General features: G+C 61.5%; 14 protein-coding genes. 9 read left to right on the top strand and 5 right to left on the bottom strand.

Annotated elements, in window-relative coordinates; all coding sequences use genetic code 11:
- Complete coding sequence (metE, locus tag ACMV18_RS13625; RefSeq protein WP_420818283.1) at positions 1-2,295, bottom strand: 5-methyltetrahydropteroyltriglutamate--homocysteine S-methyltransferase; 2,295 nt, start codon at positions 2,293-2,295, stop codon at positions 1-3.
- Positions 2,296-2,399: 104 nt separating this feature from the next.
- Here metE and ACMV18_RS13620 point away from each other — a divergent pair, with 104 nt between their 5' ends.
- The gene (locus ACMV18_RS13620) at positions 2,400-3,293 is read left to right on the top strand and encodes a LysR family transcriptional regulator (RefSeq protein ID WP_374256545.1); all 894 of its coding nucleotides are present in this window, start codon (positions 2,400-2,402) and stop codon (positions 3,291-3,293) included.
- Here ACMV18_RS13620 and ACMV18_RS13615 read toward each other — a convergent pair.
- On the bottom strand, positions 3,272-4,063 hold the full coding sequence (locus tag ACMV18_RS13615) for a class I SAM-dependent methyltransferase (RefSeq protein WP_420818282.1): 792 nt from the start codon (positions 4,061-4,063) through the stop codon (positions 3,272-3,274). The two genes, ACMV18_RS13620 and ACMV18_RS13615, sit on opposite strands and share 22 nt — an antisense overlap.
- A gap of 63 nt (positions 4,064-4,126) precedes the next feature.
- Here ACMV18_RS13615 and ACMV18_RS13610 point away from each other — a divergent pair, with 63 nt between their 5' ends.
- The gene (locus ACMV18_RS13610; protein ID WP_420818281.1) at positions 4,127-4,951 is read left to right on the top strand and encodes an AraC family transcriptional regulator; all 825 of its coding nucleotides are present in this window, start codon (positions 4,127-4,129) and stop codon (positions 4,949-4,951) included.
- Here the strand turns inward: ACMV18_RS13610 and ACMV18_RS13605 are convergent.
- Entirely contained in the window at positions 4,933-5,898 is a 966-nt protein-coding gene (locus tag ACMV18_RS13605) for a GlxA family transcriptional regulator (protein WP_420818280.1), read from the bottom strand. The two genes, ACMV18_RS13610 and ACMV18_RS13605, sit on opposite strands and share 19 nt — an antisense overlap.
- 106 nt (positions 5,899-6,004) lie before the next feature.
- Here ACMV18_RS13605 and ACMV18_RS13600 point away from each other — a divergent pair, with 106 nt between their 5' ends.
- Entirely contained in the window at positions 6,005-6,553 is a 549-nt protein-coding gene (locus ACMV18_RS13600; protein WP_420818279.1) for a thioesterase family protein, read from the top strand.
- On the opposite strand, the gene ACMV18_RS13595 is transcribed toward ACMV18_RS13600, so the two are convergent.
- On the bottom strand, positions 6,520-8,181 hold the full coding sequence (locus tag ACMV18_RS13595) for a diguanylate cyclase (protein WP_420818278.1): 1,662 nt from the start codon (positions 8,179-8,181) through the stop codon (positions 6,520-6,522). The two genes, ACMV18_RS13600 and ACMV18_RS13595, sit on opposite strands and share 34 nt — an antisense overlap.
- Before the next feature lie 311 nt (positions 8,182-8,492).
- On the opposite strand from ACMV18_RS13595, the gene ACMV18_RS13590 reads away from it, so the two are divergent.
- From ACMV18_RS13590 to ACMV18_RS13565, 6 genes are all read left to right on the top strand, one after another.
- Positions 8,493-10,445, top strand: a complete 1,953-nt coding sequence (locus ACMV18_RS13590; RefSeq protein WP_420818277.1) for a TonB-dependent receptor plug domain-containing protein — start codon at positions 8,493-8,495, stop codon at positions 10,443-10,445.
- 67 nt (positions 10,446-10,512) lie between these two features.
- Positions 10,513-11,385, top strand: coding sequence for an ABC transporter substrate-binding protein (locus ACMV18_RS13585; RefSeq protein ID WP_420818276.1), 873 nt, complete (start codon positions 10,513-10,515; stop codon positions 11,383-11,385).
- On the top strand, positions 11,382-12,704 hold the full coding sequence (locus tag ACMV18_RS13580; protein WP_374256531.1) for a diguanylate cyclase: 1,323 nt from the start codon (positions 11,382-11,384) through the stop codon (positions 12,702-12,704). Before ACMV18_RS13585 ends, ACMV18_RS13580 begins: the two co-directional genes overlap by 4 nt.
- Positions 12,705-12,833: 129 nt before the next feature.
- Positions 12,834-13,979 (top strand): FIST signal transduction protein, encoded by a 1,146-nt coding sequence (locus ACMV18_RS13575; RefSeq protein ID WP_420818275.1) that lies wholly within the window; start codon positions 12,834-12,836, stop codon positions 13,977-13,979.
- Positions 13,976-16,936 carry an EAL domain-containing protein gene (locus ACMV18_RS13570; RefSeq protein WP_420818274.1) on the top strand — a complete coding sequence of 987 codons (2,961 nt, stop codon included), beginning with the start codon at positions 13,976-13,978 and terminating at the stop codon, positions 16,934-16,936. Before ACMV18_RS13575 ends, ACMV18_RS13570 begins: the two co-directional genes overlap by 4 nt.
- 122 nt (positions 16,937-17,058) lie before the next feature.
- A complete protein-coding gene (locus ACMV18_RS13565) occupies positions 17,059-18,633 on the top strand; it encodes a methyl-accepting chemotaxis protein (protein ID WP_420818273.1) in 1,575 nt (524 codons plus the stop codon).
- Between the two features lie 28 nt (positions 18,634-18,661).
- Here ACMV18_RS13565 and ACMV18_RS13560 read toward each other — a convergent pair whose 3' ends face one another.
- Entirely contained in the window at positions 18,662-19,465 is an 804-nt protein-coding gene (locus ACMV18_RS13560; RefSeq protein WP_420818272.1) for an SDR family oxidoreductase, read from the bottom strand.
- Positions 19,466-19,631 lie beyond the last annotated feature (166 nt).

Raw genomic sequence — 19,631 nt, 5'->3', positions numbered from 1 at the left:
TCAGGCCGCCTGTCTCAGCTGCTTGGCGGCGGCCACCATGTTCTGCAGCGCCGGGATCACCTCTTGCCATTGGCGTGTCTTGAGGCCGCAATCGGGATTGATCCACAGGCGCTCAGCAGGAATGCGGGACTGGGCCTTGCGCATCAGGCCCACGATCTGATCCTGACTGGGGATGTTGGGCGAATGGATGTCATACACCCCCGGTCCGATCTCGTTGGGATAGGCGAAGTGTTCAAAGGCATCCAGCAATTCCATGTCTGATCGGGAGGTCTCGATGGTGATCACATCGGCATCCATGGCGGCAATGGCGTCCATGATGTCGTTGAACTCCGAATAGCACATGTGCGTGTGGATCTGGGTGTCATCGCGCACCCCGTTGGCCGTGATCCGGAAGGCCTCAATGGCCCAATTCAGATACGTGGCCCACTGTGTGCGCCGCAAGGGCAACCCTTCGCGCAAGGCGGCCTCATCGATCTGAATGATGCTCACACCGGCGCGCTCCAGGTCCAACACCTCTTCCCGAATGGCCAACGCCAGTTGCAGACAGGTTTCCGAGCGTGGCTGATCGTCCCGGACAAAGGACCAGTTGAGCATCGTGACCGGACCCGTCAGCATCCCCTTCATGGGGCGCTGCGTCAGTGATTGGGCAAAGCGTGTCCATGCCACCGTCATCGCGGCGGGGCGACGGATGTCCCCAAAGAGGATGGGCGGCTTGACGCAGCGCGAGCCGTAAGACTGCACCCAGCCAAACTGGCTGAAGGCATAGCCATCGAGTTGCTCGCCGAAGTATTCAACCATGTCGTTGCGCTCGGCCTCACCGTGAACCAGCACGTCCAGGTCCAAGGCCTCCTGCTCGGCCACGCTGCGCGCAATCTCGGCCTGCATGGCGATTTGGTAGCGCGTGGCATCCAGCTCACCCGACTTGTAAGCGCGGCGCGCCTGACGGATTTCGGTGGTCTGCGGGAATGAGCCGATCGTGGTGGTGGGGTAGGGCGGGAGCCGCAGCCGTTCGGCTTGCAGACGTGCCCGGACGGCATAAGGGTGTTGGCGTTGCCCCATGCCGGCGTGAATCTTGGCGACGGCTACCTTGACTTCGGGCAGATGGACGCGGGGGGAGGTGCTGCGGGATTGCACATCGGCGGCATTGGCCTGCAGCGCCGCGTGCACCGATTCTCGCCCGTGGTTCAGCGCATGTGCCAGGGTCCGGACCTCGTCCAGCTTCTGCACGGCGAACGCCAGCCAGCGCTGCACATCGGTGGGGAGGTGCTGCTCGCTGGACAAGTCAACCGGGACGTGCAGCAAGGCACAGCTGGGGGCCAGCCACAGCCGATCCCCCAGCCGGTCATGGAGGGGTGCCAACCAATCGAGGGTGGCGTTCAGGTCGGTCTTCCAGATGTTGCGGCCATTGACCACGCCCAGCGACAGGACCTTGTGGCTGGGCAGCAGGTTCAGCAGCGCAGGCACGTCTTCTCGACCGGTGATGGCATCCAGGTGCAGGCCGGCAACGGGAAGGGTGGCTGCCAGATGCAGGTTGTCTTGCAAGGGGCCGAAGTAGGTGGTGAGCAGCAGCTTGGCCCGGCAGGGTTTGAGCTGGTGGTACGCCGTTTGAAATGCATGCTTCCAGTCGGCGTCCAGTTCGGTCACGAGGATCGGTTCATCCATCTGGATCCAGGTGGCACCGTGCTGCACCAGCACTTCGATCAACTCCGCATACACATTCAACAGTTGCGGCAGCAGACTCAGTTTGGACGTGCCATCTTTGGACTTGCCCAAGGCCAGGTAGGTCACGGGCCCGATCAGCACAGGCTTGGCGGCATGACCTTGTGCGAGGGCCTCTTGCAATTGCGCCACCAGTCGGTCGGCATGCAAGGCAAAGTGTGTGTGGGCATCAAACTCGGGGACGATGTAGTGGTAATTGGTGTCGAACCATTTGGTCATTTCACCCGCGGCCACAGCATGCGCGGTGCAGCAAGCCGGGTCTGCTTGGCCGGGGGCCGAGCGTCCGCGCGCCACACGAAAGTAGGCGTCCAGTTCGGTGCCGTGGCCATGCAGCGCGCGCGCAGGCAGGTTGCCCAGTGTCTGGCTCATGTCCAGAACCTGGTCATAAAACGAGAAGTCGCCAACGGGCAGCCAGTCAAGGTCGGCTTGCTGGGTCCAGTGACGCTGACGCAAGGTGTGCCCCAGCGCGTGCAGGTCGGCTGCAGGCAATTGGCCCTTCCAGTAGGACTCCAGGGCGAACTTCAATTCACGCTGGGCGCCAATGCGAGGAAAGCCCAGGTTGTGTGTGGTGATCATGGTGAGAGCGTGCTCGATTCATTGCAGAAGCCGCGAGACTACGGATCGCCATGCATGAAGTAAAATGGTATTAATTCAACAATCCATGAATTTGGCTCATTCAAGTGCTGGAGCGCATCCACCTGTCCATCGTTCAGGAAGTTGAAAAACGCGGCTCGCTGACGGCGGCGGCCGATGTGTTGTGCCTGACGCAGTCGGCGCTCAGCCATGCGATCAGGAAGCTGGAGCAGCAACTCGGCACAGACATCTGGTTGAGAGAGGGGCGGCGGCTTCGCCTGACGCAGGCCGGCCAGCAGGTGCTGGCGTTGGCCAACCGCGTGTTGCCGCAATTGGTCTTGGCCGAAGAGCGCCTGCAGCAGTTTGCCAAGGGGCAGCGCGGCACCTTGCGCATCGGGATGGAATGTCACCCCTGCTATCAGTGGTTGCTCAAAGTGGTGTCGCCTTATTTGTCCGCGTGGCCCGATGTGGATGTGGACGTCAAACAGAAGTTTCAGTTTGGCGGGATGGGGGCCTTGTTCGGCTATGAGATCGACCTGCTGGTGACCCCGGATCCCCTGTTCAAGCCGGGCTTGCACTTTGAGCCCGTGTTCGATTACGAGCAAGTGCTGGTGGTGGCAGCCTCGCATCCCTTGGCGGGCGCCCATCATGTGACCCCGCGTCAGGTGGCCAAAGAGGTGCTCATCACGTATCCGGTGTCCCCCGATCGCCTGGATGTCTACACGCAGTTCCTGACCCCTGCCGGCGTGGCCCCACGTCAGCACAAAACCATTGAAACGACGGACATCCTGCTGCAGATGGTGGCCAGCGGCAGAGGGGTATCGGCCTTGCCAAGATGGTTGGTGGCGCACTACGCGCAGACCATGCCAGTGGTGCCCGTTCAACTGGGGGCACGTGGCATTGCCAAGCAGATCTACCTGGGCGCGCGGGAGGCCGATGTGGACATCGACTATCTCCGCGCGTTCATTGACATTGCCCGTCAGACCACGTCGGTCGCGTGAGCCTTGCGCCCGACATAGACCCGAATCGGCACGGTGTAGTGCACCCGCCCCTGGGCATCTCGACGCGCGTGAATGCCCAGTCGGTTGATGCCGATGTCGTCGGTCACCATGCGCCGAATGCGTGGAACGTCTTCTTCTGCGGGAAACGACGCAGCCAGTTGGGCTTCGAGTTCGATCTCGACTTCATACGTGCCGAAGCGACAGTCCGTCAGCCCCGACGAGGCAAAGAGCGCCAGGCTCTCGCTGGTGGACAGCGCATGCGTGTGAGAAGGGTCGCGCAAGGTTTCCAGCTCGTCATAGGCGGCAGCCTGCTCGTCGGGCATGACCACATCGGCGACCAGAACGCGGCCACCGGGTGCGCACACGCGCATCATTTCACGCAGCGCTTGCTGGACATCCTGCAAGTGATGGAAGCTGTAGCGCGTCACCACGAGCGAGAACGTGTCGGCCGCAAAGGGCAATTGCACGGCATTGGCCTCTTGCCATTGGACGTTGCTCAGGCCTTGTTGCCGCTGGCGCTGCCGAGCTTGCTGCAACATGCCGGGGGTGATGTCCACGCCGGTGACCGATCGGGCGTGCCGGGCCAGTTCGCAGGCGACGATGCCGGGGCCACAGGCCACGTCCAGCACGGTGTCGTCCGCGGTGACGGCGCTCATGCGCAGCAAGGTGTCGATGGCACTGAAGTGCCCCGGGATCTGCGTAAACGGGATGGACTGTCGTGTGAATTGGTCGATGATGATGTCAAGATGATCGGTTGGGGGGATGCGCATGCGCCACTCCTGATGTGTGATGTCACATCCTCCCGCGATCCATGACGAGGCGATTCAGCCAGCATGCCAACCCATCAAGGAAAACTGACAAAACTCAGGCCGATCACGCTGGGGTTCCGCGAGGAGCCCGAGCGCCCGGTCATGGGCTTGTGCCTGACCGTTGACAACGCAGTCTGCCAGGCCCCGCATGCGCACCCACGTGGGCAACTGCTGTATGCGAGTCATGGCCTGGTGCGCGTGAGCACCCCGGCAGGCGCCTGGCTGGTGCCGCCGTCGCAGGCGGTGTGGATTCCGCCGCATGTGGTGCATGAGGTGGCCTTGCCCGGCGCGGTGACCTTGCACAGCTTGTTTGTGGCAGAAGCCGCCGCAGCCCCGCTGTTTGACCAGTGCTCGGTGATCCAGGTGTCATCACTGCTCAGAGAGATGATCTTGCGTGCAGGCCGCCTGGGGACGGACTATGAGCCCGACACGCCTGCGGATCGTTTCATGCGTGTGCTGCTCGATGAGATGGCACAAGCCACGGTGACGGAAATCGGACTGCCCATGAGCACGGAGCCGCGAGTCAAGCGTGTGATGGATGCCTTGGCCGAGCGGCCAGGCTTGGTGTTCTCGATGGCCGAGTTGGCGCAGGTGGCGTGTGCCAGTGAGCGCACTTTGGCGCGGCTGTTTGTCAAGGCGGTGGGGATGTCGGTGGGGGATTGGAACCGCCGCCTGATGGTGCAGCACGCCTTGACGCTGCTGGACGCCGGACACAGTGTGCAGCGGGTGGCCATCACGCTGGGGTACACCGAGTCCAGCAGCTTCATCGACATGTTCCGGGGCGTGATGGGGCAGGCACCCGGGCAGTTTGTTGGGCAGCGGGGCGCGCGTCACGGGGGCGTGAGCTGAAACTTTCTGCGATACGCAGCCGGTTGCAGTCCGACTCGACTCTGGAACAAGCGCCGGAACGAATTGCTGTCTTCATAGCCCACCGCAAAGGTGATGCGGTCGAGCGCCATGCGTGTCGATTCCAGCAAGTGCTTGGCCTTTTCGAGGCGCAAGGTTTGCAGATAAGCCAGCGGGGTATAGCCGGTGGCATCCTTGAAGCGTCGTTTGAAGTTGCGAACGCCGAAGCCAAATTGTTGAGCCAGATCGTCGATCAGGATGGGCTTGGCGAAGTGCGTGTCCAGCCAGTTCTGGACGCGCAGAATCTCCACGTCACCATGGCTTTTGGGCATCGACCACAAGACGTAAGGCGTTTGTTCGTGCCGCGTGTGATCAATCAGCAGGTAGCGACTGCATTGCTGAGCCAACTCCAAAGAGGCAAATCGCCGAATCAGATGCAGCATGACATCCATGCCTGCACTGGCGCCTCCGCTGGTCACCAGGCGGTTGTCTTCGCACAGGATCTGTTGGCAGTCGATGTGTACCTGCGGATATTGCCGCGCAAACAGTGATGCAAACGCCCAATGCGTGGTGGCGCGCAGCCCATCCAGCAAGCCGGACTCGGCCAGCAGAAATGTGGCCGTACAGAGTGTGGCCAGGGTGGCACCCTGCCGATGTTGCTTGCGCAGCCAGGTCCGGTATTGCGCAAATGCGGGCATGGCCTCGCGCAGGGTGAACAGGAAGCCCGGGATGATGACCAGATCGGTTTGGCGGATGCTCGACAGTGCCGCGTCCACATGGAGGGTCTGGGTGCCGGTGGAGCGAACAGCTTGCCCGCTCAGCGACGCGGTGGTGACCTGAAAGAGGGGGCGATCGCCGGCGCTGAACGCATTGGCCGCAGCCAGCAGTTCAGCGGCCATGGTGGCACTGGCGGCCGAGCAGTGTTCGGCCAGGAGCAGTGTGACATGCATGAGAGGCTAGTGCGTTTTTCGCATGAAAAATGTCATTTCTGCATCTACCTTATCAGAGAGCGCTTCACTAGAGTGCCGAAGGTTTTCACATGCAGTCTGCTTCACCATGAATCTCTGGTTTCGCCTTTTCTTGATGTTGTGTCGTCGCCCCTGGCGACAGCCCGCCCATGGCCTGGACACCACGGTGGTGCGCATGCGGGTCTGGCCGCTCGATCTCGACTTCAACCGCCATGTCACCAACGGGCGTTACTTCACCATGGCCGATGTGGGACGCATGCACTACGTCTTGCGAACAGGGGCCTACAAAGTGGCTTTGCAGCACAAGGCCTTGCCGATCGTGGGGGACACGTGGGGCAAATTCCGACGTGAGTTGCGCCTGTTCGAGACCTTTGAAACTCACACACGCATGCTGGGTTGGGACGACAAATGGAGCTTTGTCGAGCATCGTTTTGTGCGCCACGGCCGGGTGCTGGGCGTGGTCGTGATTCGTTGGCTGTTTCGCTCACCCAAGGGCACGGTGTCACCCGTGGCGTTTGTGCGCGGCATGGGCTTGCCCGAGCAGTCGCCGCCGCTGCCCGCCTGGCTTCAGGCCTGGTCCGACAGTTGCGATGCGATGAGCAATCAACTGCGGGACGAAGAAGCCAGGCTCAAGTGATGGTGGCCGTGGGCGGTCTCGACGCGGTTGCGGCCCATGCGCTTGGCATGCAGCAGGGCATGGTCCGCAGACTCCGTCAGCGATGCGGCGGAATCAAACAAGGGGTAGGACGCCATGCCCGCGCTGAACGTGGCGTGCAGCGTGCCACCCGGGTGCGCGTGGGGCAGGGCAGAGAAATCGCTGCGGATGCGATCGATCACTGTCTTGGCCTGTTCCGGGCATACGCCGGGCAGGGCAATCAGAAACTCTTCCCCACCGTAGCGCCCGATCAGGTCGCCTGAGCGCAGACGTCCCTTCAGCAGCCAGGCCAGCGAACGGATGACCTGATCGCCCACCGGGTGCCCGTAGGTGTCATTGATCGATTTGAAGTGATCAATGTCGATCATGGCCACCGTCAGCAGCGGCTGCTCGCTGTGCTCGGCTTGCGTGAGCAACGCGTTCAAGCGCGCCTTGGCGGCGGTGTGGTTCAGCAGGCCGGTCAAACCGTCCAGACGGGTCGAACGCTGCGTTTCACGGAAGCGTTGAATCTTGGTCTTGACCACGGCCGCCAGCAGCACGGGGTTGAAGGGCTTGGTCAGGAACTGGTCGCCGCCCAGACGCAAGGCTTCCACCTGCATGCCGACATCGGTGGCGCCGGACAGGTAGACGATGGGAACCGTGCTGTACGCAGACATCTGCCTCAGGACACGGGTGGCCTCCACACCATTGAAGCGGGGCATGTACATGTCCATCAGGACCAGATCGGGCCGATAGGTTTCCAGGGCCTCGATCAGGGTGCCCGGGTCGCGGATGACGAGGCTGTCGATGCCGTGTTGTGCCAGGGTGCGCTGAATCAGCGCGCCCGCGACGCGGGAATCTTCGACCACCAGCACGCGGTGCTTTTCCTGTTCCAGGTTTTGCACCAGATCCAGGATGCGGTCCAGCACCATGGCCGTTTGCTCATCAGCCGGGATGGCGACGTCAATGCCCGCGCGCATCAGGGCCACGATGGGCTCGATGGCCGACTGGGCACCCAAGTAAAGCAGCTGGCTGGCCGGGCAGGCTGCGCGCACCTGAGCGATGAAATCAAAATCGGACGAAGAGGTTGCCAGTTCGGCTGGAATGAACAGCACGGCCAAGGGCATGTCCTCGGCTGGGGGCTGGTCGCCCCACGCCATGTCCAGAACCTGAAAGCCGAAATAGCGCAATTGCTTGCACAAAGCCTCGGCCATGTCGCCATGGGCGGCCGGGCTGAAGAGCCACACGGAGCGCGGCTTGATCCAGTCCACATCCGTGGGCGACGTGGTGGTCGATTCATCGTGCCGACGATTCGGCTCCGGGACGTGCGGCTTGGCGGTGGCGACGGCCCCGAGCAATGCGTCGAGCTGTCTTTGCAGGATGCCGATGTCTTGCTCCGCCAGCGGATGCGAGCTTTCGGTGCCGAGGCGAGCGAGGACCACGCCCTCCAGGCCCTCGCAGATGCGCACCAGCCCTGGCAGGCGCATCCGATTGAGGTGTTCAGCGAGGCTGTTGACCGCGACGGCAAATTCGATGAACTGCTCGAAGCGGCCTTCCGAGACATAGAAACCCCACCGCGTCCGAAGGACATGGAGGCGATCGTCAAGGGAATTGGGCGGCACTGCAGTCATGGTTGTCGAGCTAAATGCTATGACATTATCGATTCCGGTGAAGGGGGGAATGTCCACTTCGTCACGTTCTCGCTCCGATTTTTGCGTGCGTGTTTTCCCGGTGTCCGCCGTTGTGCCTGTTGTCAGCGCTGCAGCGGAGAGCCATCTGGCAGCGCGGGCGATACGGCGTGCGGGCGTCATCATCTTGTCGCCATCTCTGCGCATCATGGCCAGATTTGCCGACAAGTAGGGTTGACTGGGTGTAACGGTCGGTTAGCAACGGTGATAATCAAACCGTGACACGTGTATTTGTCTAACCGAAGTTTTCATCGATGTTTCGTATCCGGACTGTTTGCAAATTGCTGGGGTTCTGCTCCATGCTGGGCGGCGGGGCTTCGTTCTCACTTGCACAGGGCGTCGATCGGGTCGCCTCCGAGGATGATTACTTTGCCAACGTTCCGGTGGTGTTGACGGCCAGTCGCCTGGAGCAGCCGCTCAACGAGGCACCTGGCGCCATGACGGTGATTGATCGCAAGACCATCAAGCTGTCGGGGGCGAGAAATGTGGTCGAGGTCTTGCGCCTCGTGCCAGGCTATCTAGTGGGCGGGTGGAACGGGGCCAATCCCGTGGCTTCCTACCATGTGCCCCTCGATGACTACGGCACGCGCAATCTGGTGTTGATTGATGGGCGATCGGTGTATTCGTCGACGTACCGCGGTGACACGCATCGTGGACTGATGGACGTGATGCTCGAAGACATCGAACGTATTGAGATCTTGCGTGGCGCCAACTCGGCAGCGTATGGTGCGAATGCGATGTTTGGTGTAATCAACATCATCACGCGGCACAGTGCTGACACGATCGGCGGCGAGGTGTTGCTGACGTCGGGCAATGACGGCATCCTGGGCCAACGTGCGCGGATCGGTGTGGGCGATGAGACGGCCAGTTTCCGACTGTCTGTCGGCGAGCAGCGTGACAGTGGCTATCTGCATGCGTACGACGATGCCCGGTTGCGGCAGGTACATGGTCGGGCAGACTGGAAGCCCTCACTCCGAGACGATGTCATGGTGTCGATAGGCGTGACGTCTCACGATGCCGGCGAGGGCAGTGCGCCGGATGATGTCGGCAACCCCTTTCACACCATCACGACCCAAGACAGCTATTTCCAGGCCGCTTGGCATCACCAGGTGCGCGAGGGCGGGGAGATTCGCTTGTCGATGAGTTACATGGAGGACACGCGCAAAGATTTGGGCATTTCACCCAATGATGAGCCCGACGTGCCCGGCACGGCGGTGTACTGGGATTACAGCGGGAAAGGGCGACGCACCAACTGGGAGCTGGAGTACATCTCGGTGTGGCGTCCCGACTTGCGGACCTTGGTGGGGGTTGGCTACAAATCGGAGGCCACGCAGTCGATGGCCTTGTATGCCTCGCCCAACTGGGTGGGCTATGACGAAACGCGGGTGTTCGGGACGGTGGAGTGGCGCATCGCGCCGCAGTGGCTGCTGAACGGCGGTTTGTTTGTGGGGCACCATAGCGAGGTGGGCAACCATTCGTCGCCACGCATGATGGTGAACTGGCTCGCGTCCGATAACCATACCTTTCGGGCCGGGGTGACCGAATCCACTCGCACGCCGAGTCTGTACGAGTTGCGGGGCAATACCCGCATCTACACGAATGTGGGCGCCTTGTATGACCAGGAGGTGCTGGCATCGGGGCAGGTCAAGCCGGAAACGCTGCAGAGCCGGGAGATCGGGTATCTGGGGCGCTTCCCGTCGGCGAACATGACGCTGGACGTGCGCCTGTACGAGGAAGCCATGCGCGGGGTGATTCGCTCGTCGGGGGTGGACTTCAAGAACCGAACCGATTTATCGATCACGGGCAGCGAGTTCCAGTTGAAATGGCACCCGGTGGAGGGTTCGGAGATCTGGGTGAACCAGAGTTTCACCAATGTGAATTGGCAGGTGGACAAATTCGAGCGCAGCAAGGACCGTTTCCCGCCCAGGTACGCGACGACGATCGCCTGGTTTCAGAAATTGCCTTCGCAACTCCAGTTGTCGGTGCTCTATCAGTATTCGGGGGCCTGGACGTGGCGAGATTTTAAAGATTGGCAACCCGCGGGTCATCGAACGGATATCCGTTTGGCCTATCCTTTCCGTGTCGGCCCCCACAAGGCCGAAGCGGCGGTGACGGTTCAATCGCTGGAGGGGGCGAAACTGGTTTTACCCCGGGAAGGGTTTGAGCAAGGCCGTCGCACATTCATGAATATCAGCATGGAGTATTGATCTGATTCGCAGACGTCATGCACTGGCTTGGGCTGCCGGCAGCTGGTTTGCTGCGGGGGCAGGTCGTGTGCTGGCTGCGTCAGACTCCATCTGGGTGCTGCTGTCAGACAACTCTTGGACTTATGCCGAAGCTGCCTCAGCGCTTCAGGCCGAATGGCGTCAGATCGGGCGGGGCAAAGACCTGCTGGTGCTGAACGGGCGTGAGTTGCCGGTGGGGGCGCCACCCGCGGCCCTGGTCACCTTGGGGAGTTCGGCGGTGCGCATCGCCATGGAGCGGGCGGAGGTGAATGCGGACTGGTCGCGTGTGCCCGTGGTGGCCGGCTTGCTGCCCAAAGATGGTTTCCAGGCCGTATGGAAGCATCCTCCGGCATGGGTCTCCGCGGCCTATCTGGATCAGCCTGTGGAGCGCTACCTGGATTTGATCGCTCGTGCCTTCCCGCGCATGCGTCGCGTTGGCGTATTGATTGGTGTGGAGGCGACGGCGACACGCGTGGCCCTGAGCAAGGCCGCCAGTGATCGCGGGTTGCATTTGGTGCTGGGCACGATCGCCAAGTCGGATACGGTGTACGCCAGTTTGCGAGCGGTGCTGGCCGACAGTGATGTGTTGCTGGTTTTGCCAGACACTGCCGTGGTGGATGCCTCGGCACTTCAGAATTTGTTGATTGCTGCGTATCGGCAGCGGGTGCCAGTGGTGGCGTATTCGCCGTCGCTGGTGAAAGCCGGTGCGACGTTGGGCTTGTATGCCAGTCCGGCGCAGGTCGGAAAACAGGTGGCTACCCTGTTGCGGCTTTCCGTGAGTTCGCAGAGTTGGCCTGCCCCCCGATTGGCCGATGGTTTCACCATTGCCGTGAACGAGCAGGTTTGTCGGTCAATGGGATTGGATGTGCCAGATGCTGCCGAATTGACGGAAGCCATCAGGCGCCAGGAGGTTGGACGGTGACGCTGAAGTTGGGTGGTATCCGGGCGCGCCTGTGGATTGCAACGGCCTTGCCCGCCATGTTGGTGATTGGGCTGCTGGTGGTGGGCTTTGCTTCGCGCTATGGCGAGCGCATGGCCGATGCGTTGAAAGATCGCGCGATCGCGTCAGCCAGGCAGTTGGGCAGTGCTGCAGAGTTCATGCTGTTCGCGGGGGACCGTGAGGGCTTGATCCGCTTGGCCGAAGCTGCCATGCGCAGTGACGCCCAACTGCGTGCGGTCATCATCTACAACGCTCAAGGGCAGGTGCGTGCGTCGGTGGGGCAACCGATGACCCAGATGCCCCGGCTGGACGGCGCGCTGCAGGTGATCACGGGCAAGAATCTGTTGGTGGCGCAACCGATTTATCCCACTGCGGTGCCGGTGGACGATCCTTATGCGCCCCCCGTGGCCGGGGCTGCGCGCGTGGCCAAGGCGCAGGTGCTGGGGTATGCCGTGCTCGAAATGTCGATGTTGACGCTGGAGCAGCAACGGCGGGAGCTGTTGACATGGTCCTTGGCCACGGCGGCCGGGGGGCTGTTGCTCGCAGGCATTCTGGCTTCGGTGATCGCCTCGGTGGTGACCGCGCAGATCGGGCGGATCAACCGGGTGGTGGTCCAGGTGGGGCGCGGGCATCTGGATTCGCGCGTCGAGGCCGAGCGCGCGGGCATCTTGCGCCCTCTGGCGGTCGGGATCAATTTGATGATCGCCCGCATCGCCACCACGCAGGAAGAATTGCAGCAGCAAATTGAGCATGCGACGCAGGAGTTGCGCGTGCAAAAGGATGCGGCCGAGCAAGCCGCGCGAACCGATGCCCTGACAGGGGTCGCCAGCCGACGCGCCTTCACGGAGGCCGCAGAGGCCGAAATGCAGCGGGCCATTCGTTACCGCACGGAATTGTCTTTGCTCATCATGGACCTGGATCACTTCAAGGCCGTGAATGACACCTACGGCCACATGACGGGGGATGCCGTGTTGGTCAGCTTTGCTCAGACCGTGTTGCAGCAGGTGCGTTCTGTTGACTTGGTGGCTCGGTTGGGCGGCGAAGAGTTCGTGGTGCTGCTGCCCAACATCAGTGCCGAGCGATCTCAGGCTTTGGCAGAACGGATCCGTGAGGCCGTCGATGAGCACATGCTGATGGTGGATGGGAAGCCCTTGCGCTATACCGTCAGCGTGGGCGTGGCCCAATTTGATCCACGTGAGTTGAGCCTGTCCGTGTGGCTGGCCCGGGCGGATTCAGCGCTTTATCGTGCCAAGGCTGAGGGCCGTAACTGCGTGCGGATTGACGAGATTCCCATGGGGTGAGCTCGCCACACCTGCCTGAAAAACAGACATGTACCTGTGGAGTATTTAACAGCATCGTGACGCTGAAAAGGCGCCTACACTCGACCGACTGTATGGTGCCCCATCGTGGCTGCACAAACCCGTTGCCTTATGAATTCCACACACATGCGTCGTGTCGCGATGGACGAGGTCTTGCTCGACGAGGTGCTCGGGGCATGGCAAGCACAATGGCCTGATGTGGCGGTCATGGCCTTGCTACCCGAGCGCGAGGTGGTGCGTTTGCCCGTGTTGCAAGGCATTTGCCAGCGTCGTGGCATCTCGTTGTTTGGCGGGGTGTTCCCGCAGTTGATCGATGGCGATCAATTGGTTGGCGATGGCGTGTGGTTGTTGGCGCAGGAGCGTGGTGCCGCGTACACCTTGGTGCCTGATTTGCCCGATGATCCCGCCGATGCCGCCTTGCGCATTGCCAACGCTTTGTCTGCGGTGAGCGTGCCAGATGAAGGGCAAGGGGCGCCGACGCTGTACCTGATGTTTGACAGCGATTTGCAGCACATTGGTTCCATCCTCGAAGGCTTGTATCAGCGGGTGGCCGATCGTTTCCGCTACGCTGGTGTATGTACGGGTTCGGAAACGTTTGAGCCCATTCCCTGTCTGTTTGACCGCGATCGCTTGATCTCCCGAGGCGTGTTGTGTGCCGTGCTGCCGCCGGCATCGCGGACCGCTTTGGCGCACTGCTATCCGGTGCCCGAGCACGTATTGAGTGCCACGGCCACACAAGGCAATCGCATCGTCAGCATTGACTGGCAGCCTGCGTTTGAGGTGTACAGCGCCTTGGTGCGCAAGCACTATGGTGTGGAGTTGACCAAGGAAAACTTTTACACCTATGCCGTGCATTTCCCCATCGGCTTGCTGCGAGCGAATGGCGATGTGCTGGTTCGGATTCCTGTTTTGCTCAATGAAGATGGGTCGCTGACCCTCAAAGGTGAGGTGCCCGAGCATGCCATGCTCGTCGTGTTGCGCGGGCCAGATGCCTTGGGCACGGCTTGTGTGGATGCGTTGGATGCTGCACTGGGACCGCATGCCAAAGGCAAGAACGCGTGCCTGTTTTATTGCGCAGGGCGTCGCATGCACATGGGGGAAGCCGTTCACGGCGAGCTGGCCGCCGTGCAGGCGCGTCTGCACGCGCCGGTCATGGGGGGCGCGCTGTCTCTCGGCGAGGTCGGTAACCCAGATGTGTGGGGCTATCCCATGTTTCACAACGCAGCCTTGGTCTGCACCACGTGGAACGGGCGATGAAGCGCGAGCACGTTCTTCCCGTTTTGTATGACCTGACGCTGACCATCGGCAGCGAGGTCCATGTCCAGCCGTTGCTCGGACGGGTCTTGCAACGTCTGCTGTTCCATACCTCGTTTCCTGTCGGGGTCGCTTTGTTGAGCGAGCCAGGCCACATGGCGCTGCGGTGCGAAGTGGCTTTGGGCGATCAGCTGTTGAGTGCGCGACAAGGTCAGGCTTTGTCTTTGCCCTCGGCGTACAAAGAAGCTGAGTCGGGGTGGCTGGGAGAGTCCGATGTGCGGGCTTTGGGGGGCGCCGACAGGCTGGTCTGTGGTCTGAGGTTGCCCATACCTGGCTGCGGCGTGATCGTGTTGCTGGCGCCAGAAATGCCCAGAACCGAATTGCCGCTTGTGCAGGTGTTCAGCCCGGTGTTGCGCAACTTGGCGAGAACTGTGGAGTTGTGCCGCGGCAATGATCAGTTGACGCAACGTCTTCAGGACGACCGCGACAAGGCTCGGCACGACCTGTTTGTGGCGTTGCGCCATTCTGAAGAACAGCGCCGCTTGTTGCGCTTGCTCACCGACACCTTACCTGACCTGTTCTGGATGAAGTCGTCGGAAGGTCGTTATCTGTTTTGCAACAAGGGCTTCGAGGGCATGTATGGCGTGCCCGAGGCACAGTTGCTCGGGCACTTTGACCGTGATTTCGTTGGCGAGGCCCAGGCCGCGGCCTTCCGGTCCGATGATCTGATCGCTGCGGAGTCCAACAAGCCCTACGTGTTTGAAGAGTGGCTGGACTTTGTCGATGGCCGCCCCAGTGGCTTGTATGAAACGACCAAGGTGCCCGTCCGCACGGAAGATGGGAGCCTGCTCGGCATCATGGGGATCGCGCGAGACATCACCGAGCGACGTAAGACCGAGCAGCAACTCTTGCTGGCGGCGAGCGTGTTCACCCATGCGCGCGAAGGCATCATGATCACCCAGGCGGATGGCACCATCGTCGACGTGAATGAGACCTTCACCGACATCACGGGCTACCCCCGTGAAGAGGCCATCGGCAAAACGCCCCGCATCTTGCAAAGCGGCCGTCAGACACGTGAGTTTTATCAGACCATGTGGCATGACCTGGCCGCGCATGGCCACTGGAGCGGCGAAGTCTGGAACCGCCGACGCAGTGGAGAGATCTATGCGGAGCAGATCACCATCAGTTCGGTGACCGATGCCAAGGATCAGGTGACCCACTACGTGGCACTGTTTTCCGACGTCAGCAAGCAAAAGGAGCATGAGCAGCAACTGGAACGCATCGCACATTACGATGCACTGACGCTGCTGCCCAACCGGGTGCTGTTGGCCGATCGCTTGCAGCAGGCGATGTTTCAGGCCAAGCGGCGGGGCTTGCAGGTGGCGGTGGCTTATCTGGACCTGGATGGGTTCAAGGCCATCAATGATGAGCATGGGCACAGCGTGGGTGACAGTTTTTTGTCGGCCATTGCTGACCGCATGAAGCGAGAGCTGCGCGAAAGCGATACCTTGGCTCGCCTGGGGGGTGATGAGTTCGTCGCCGTGCTCATCGATTTGCGCAACACGGCCGATGCCGAACCCTTGCTGCAACGCCTGCAGCAGGCCGCCTTCGAGCGGTGCGACGTGGAGGGGCTGTCCTTGCAGGCCTCGGCCAGCATCGGGGTCACGTTTTACCGTGGACACGACGACATCGACGCCGATCAGTTGCTGCGGCAGGCCGATCAGGCGATGTATCAGGCCAAGGTGGCGGGCAAAAACCGGTGCTACATCTTCGATCCGGATAAGGATCGCGATGCCCGTGGATTGCACGAGCATTTGCAGGACATCGCGCGCGCCTTGAAGGACGGCGAATTCGTGCTGCACTACCAGCCCAAGGTGCATCTGCGCTCAGGGCACCTGATGGGCGCGGAAGCCCTGATTCGCTGGCGCCATCCGATGCGTGGCATTTTGTCTCCGGCCGTGTTTTTGCCCGTGACCGAGAACCATCCCCTGGCGGTGGACATTGGCGAGCGGGTCATTGAGACGGCGCTGGTTCAGATTGGCGCTTGGCGTCAGGCGGGGCACGACATTCCGGTCAGCGTCAACATCGGGGCGCGCCATTTGCAGCAAGACAATTTCATCGAGCGACTGGACATGATCTTGGCGCGTCATCCCGACGTGCCACCGTCCTTCCTGCAAATCGAGATCGTCGAGACCAGCGCGCTGCAGGACATCTCGCAGATCTCGCATTTGCTGGCGGCGTGTGCGTCGCGTGGCGTGCGCAGCGCCATCGATGACTTTGGGACGGGGTACTCGTCGCTGAGTTACCTCAAGCGCTTGCCGGCGCATCAGCTCAAGATCGATCAGAGCTTTGTTCGGGACATGCTGGAGGATCCGGATGACCTGGCCATTCTGGAGGGGGTCATGGGCTTGGCCAAGGCGTTTGACCGAGAGGTCATTGCCGAGGGCATCGAAACCATCGACCACGGGGTCATGCTGCTGCAACTGGGTTGTGAGTTGGGACAGGGGTTCGGGATCTCTCGTCCGTTGCCGGCCGCGGAGTTGTTGCCGTGGTTGAGCCACTGGCAGCCCCATCCCCGATGGGTGGCCACGCAGACCTTGGGCCCCACGGCGGTGTCGGTCCTGCGAGCCAGCATTGATGTGCGCGCATGGATCAATGCGCTCGATGCGTTTCTGGATGGGCGCCGTGAGCAGCCACCTGAGCTGGATCCCGGTCGTTGTCACTTTGGTCGCTGGTTGCAAAAAGCGGCACAGCAGGCCGGGTTGAGCGAGCAAGATCTGCATGAAGCCGACTTGGATCACTTGCGCCTGCACGATCAGGCCACCGCATTGATGAGCTTGAAGCGGGAGGGGCGTCTGGCGGAGTTGCGCGAGCACATCGTGCTGCTGCGCCAGGAGGGGGAGTCCTTGATTGGGCGCATCACGGACTGGGCCGAGCGTGGGTTGAACAAGCCGGCCTGATTTACCCGTGGGGGTACTCAAGAACCCTGAATGCATGCCGATAAAACTGCCAAGCTAATGGTGGCTTGGGTCGGGGTTTGCGTGCCTGACTGAGGCCTTGATTTGATGAGGCGGGGACAGGTATGTTGAAAAATCTCAGGATCGTTTTTTACTTCAGAACGATCGTGATCGGGCTGTGCCTGTCCATCTTGCTTCTGTCCGGCTTGTCCTGGTGGGCCACGTCGACGGCATCCGCGAGCTTGCATGCGGTGCACGGCGAGCGGATGGCCAAAGTGGACAGGCTGTCTCAGATCGCGGAAAACATCACCAAGAATCGGTTGGAGATCATGTTGATGTTCCAGCATGATCCGCAGGGTGCCTTGCACGGCGTGCATGACCATGCCATCAGCGTGCATTTTGAGCGGTACGCCAAACGTCGCGAGGAAACCTCTCGCCTTTGGCAAGAGGTGCAAGACACACCCATGGATGACGCGGAGCATGCCTTGTTTGCGCAGGCTGCCGAGGCTCGCAAGGCATGGGTGCCCAAGGCGGATGCGGCGCTTGAGTCGGTCAGGCACGATCAATACAGCAGCGAGGTCATGGCCGCCTACTTGAAGGCGGGTCGCGAGGAAGGCGACGCCATGATGACGGCGATTGATGCACTGACCACGTACCAGGCATCGGCCGCTGCTGAGGCTGCTGCTGCGGCCGATCGTCGTCATCGCACGGCGGGAATCATGTTCGGGCTGGTGTTGTTCGGCCTTGGGGTGCCGGTCATGGTCGTGTCGTTGCGCCTGCTGCATCGCTTGCGCCGAGGCTTTGAAAAAGCCAACTCATCCGCTCAGCTCATCGCACAAGGCGACTTGACGGTTCACATCGAGTCGGATAGTCGCAACGAGATTGGGGAATTGCTGTTGAGCATGGAGCAAATGCGCCGCAACCTGACGCAGGTGATCGGTCAGGTGCGTGGTGCAGCAGACAGCATCGAGTTGGCCGCGGCAGAGGTGGCCGCGGGCAATGCTGACCTGAGCCAACGAACCGAGCAGACGGCCAGCAACTTGCAGCAGACCGCCAGTTCGGCGTCGCAGTTGGGCGAGATGGTTCGTGAAAACGCCGCCAGCGCACACGAGGCCAATCAACTGGCGCAAAGCGCGTCGGAGGTGGCCAGCAAGGGGGGCGAGGCTGTGGCCCAAGTGGTGGACACCATGCATGGCATCAACGACAGCTCGCGACGGATTGCCGACATCATCGGGGTGATTGATGGCATTGCCTTCCAGACCAACATCCTGGCGCTGAATGCTGCGGTTGAGGCTGCGCGGGCCGGAGAGCAGGGGCGAGGCTTTGCCGTGGTGGCGGGCGAGGTGCGATCGCTGGCGCAGCGCTCAGCCGAAGCGGCGCGAGAAATCAAGGAACTGATCGCCATCAGCGTGGAGCGGGTGGACGAAGGCTCGCGGCAGGTGGATCAGGCAGGCGCCACCATGAAGGAAGTGGTGAGCTCGATTCATGGCGTGTCGGCCACCGTGGGACGCATCAGCGCCGCCAGCTCGACCCAAAGCGAAGGTGTCGAGCAGGTTGGGCGTGCAGTGAATCAGATGGATGCCGCCACGCAGCAGAATGCGGCATTGGTGGAGCAGAGTGCAGCGGCCGCAGAGAGCCTTCGCAATCAGGCGCAACAGCTGGTTGCGGCGGTGGCGACCTTCCGCGTTACCACCGGGTGAGCGCTTGGGGGGGGGGGGGCACCCGCCCTCACGCGGCGATTTTTTTTGCAATCCAGCGTTGCAACCGGCCGGGCACCATGCCACTCAGGGCGAACAACGGTCCGGCCAGCGGGCCGACATGCCAGTGCACCGGGTAATGACTGCGGGCGCGTTGGGCAGCACGCACAATGTGCCGGGCGACATCGTCAGGGCGCACATGCACACCCAGGCGCTCGATGCTGCGGGCGTCCATGCCCACCACCATGTCGGTTTGCACGAACAGCGGCATCATGTCGATCACACGGATGCCGTGACGTTGCCATTCGATGTTGAGCGCCTCGGTCAGACCTCGTACCGCGAATTTGGTGCTGGAGTACGTTGCCAAGCTGGGTTGACCATACGTGGCCGATGCCGACGACAGATTGATCACGGTGGCGCCGGGTGTCTGGCGCAGATAAGGGAAAGCGGCGTAGCAGCCGGTCATCACCCCTTTGATGTTGATGTCCACCAATCTGAGTTGGCGCGCCAAATCAATCGACTCGAAGTCACCTGAGACCAGAATGCCCGCGTTGTTGATCAACAGATCCAGGCGTTGGCTGACGGTGTGAAAGGACTGAAGCGCGGCTTGCCAGTCACCGATGCTGGCGACGTCCAGCTTGTAGGTCAGGCAGCGCGGAGACTGGGCTTCGGTCGCCAGTCGCTCCAGCCCGGCCGTGTCGATGTCCGCTGCGCCCACCAGCCACCCTTCTTTGAGCAGCGCCAGAACGGTCGCGCGTCCGATGCCATGGGCGGCGCCGGTGACGAAGGCGCAATGTGCGGACGACGGGCTGCGTGAGGGCGAAGGGTTGGTCATGGCTACGGCAAGGGATGGAGAGAGCGCCCGAGTTCGACACCAAAATGCCGATTTCGCGTTTTTGGTGAAGCCGCTTCCATGTGAATCAACGACTTATGCACATTTTTGCGGAAGTTTTGTAGTGGCAACTGCATGAATGCTTTGTAGTGGCGCAATTGGGGTGTTG

Source organism: Aquabacterium sp. (assembly GCF_048860245.1).
GTDB lineage: Bacteria > Pseudomonadota > Gammaproteobacteria > Burkholderiales > Burkholderiaceae_C > Aquabacterium.
Note: the sequence above shows the minus strand (reverse complement) of the source record. Positions and strands in the feature narration are given on the sequence as shown.

Coding starts and splice junctions, on each gene's coding strand:
- metE (WP_420818283.1), bottom strand. CDS start 2,295: ATGATCACCACACACAACCTGGGCTTTCCTCGCATTGGCGCCCAGCGT.
- ACMV18_RS13615 (WP_420818282.1), bottom strand. CDS start 4,063: ATGCGCATCCCCCCAACCGATCATCTTGACATCATCATCGACCAATTC.
- ACMV18_RS13610 (WP_420818281.1), top strand. CDS start 4,127: ATGCCAACCCATCAAGGAAAACTGACAAAACTCAGGCCGATCACGCTG.
- ACMV18_RS13605 (WP_420818280.1), bottom strand. CDS start 5,898: ATGCATGTCACACTGCTCCTGGCCGAACACTGCTCGGCCGCCAGTGCC.
- ACMV18_RS13600 (WP_420818279.1), top strand. CDS start 6,005: ATGAATCTCTGGTTTCGCCTTTTCTTGATGTTGTGTCGTCGCCCCTGG.
- ACMV18_RS13595 (WP_420818278.1), bottom strand. CDS start 8,181: ATGACTGCAGTGCCGCCCAATTCCCTTGACGATCGCCTCCATGTCCTT.
- ACMV18_RS13590 (WP_420818277.1), top strand. CDS start 8,493: ATGTTTCGTATCCGGACTGTTTGCAAATTGCTGGGGTTCTGCTCCATG.
- ACMV18_RS13575 (WP_420818275.1), top strand. CDS start 12,834: ATGAATTCCACACACATGCGTCGTGTCGCGATGGACGAGGTCTTGCTC.
- ACMV18_RS13570 (WP_420818274.1), top strand. CDS start 13,976: ATGAAGCGCGAGCACGTTCTTCCCGTTTTGTATGACCTGACGCTGACC.
- ACMV18_RS13565 (WP_420818273.1), top strand. CDS start 17,059: ATGTTGAAAAATCTCAGGATCGTTTTTTACTTCAGAACGATCGTGATC.
- ACMV18_RS13560 (WP_420818272.1), bottom strand. CDS start 19,465: ATGACCAACCCTTCGCCCTCACGCAGCCCGTCGTCCGCACATTGCGCC.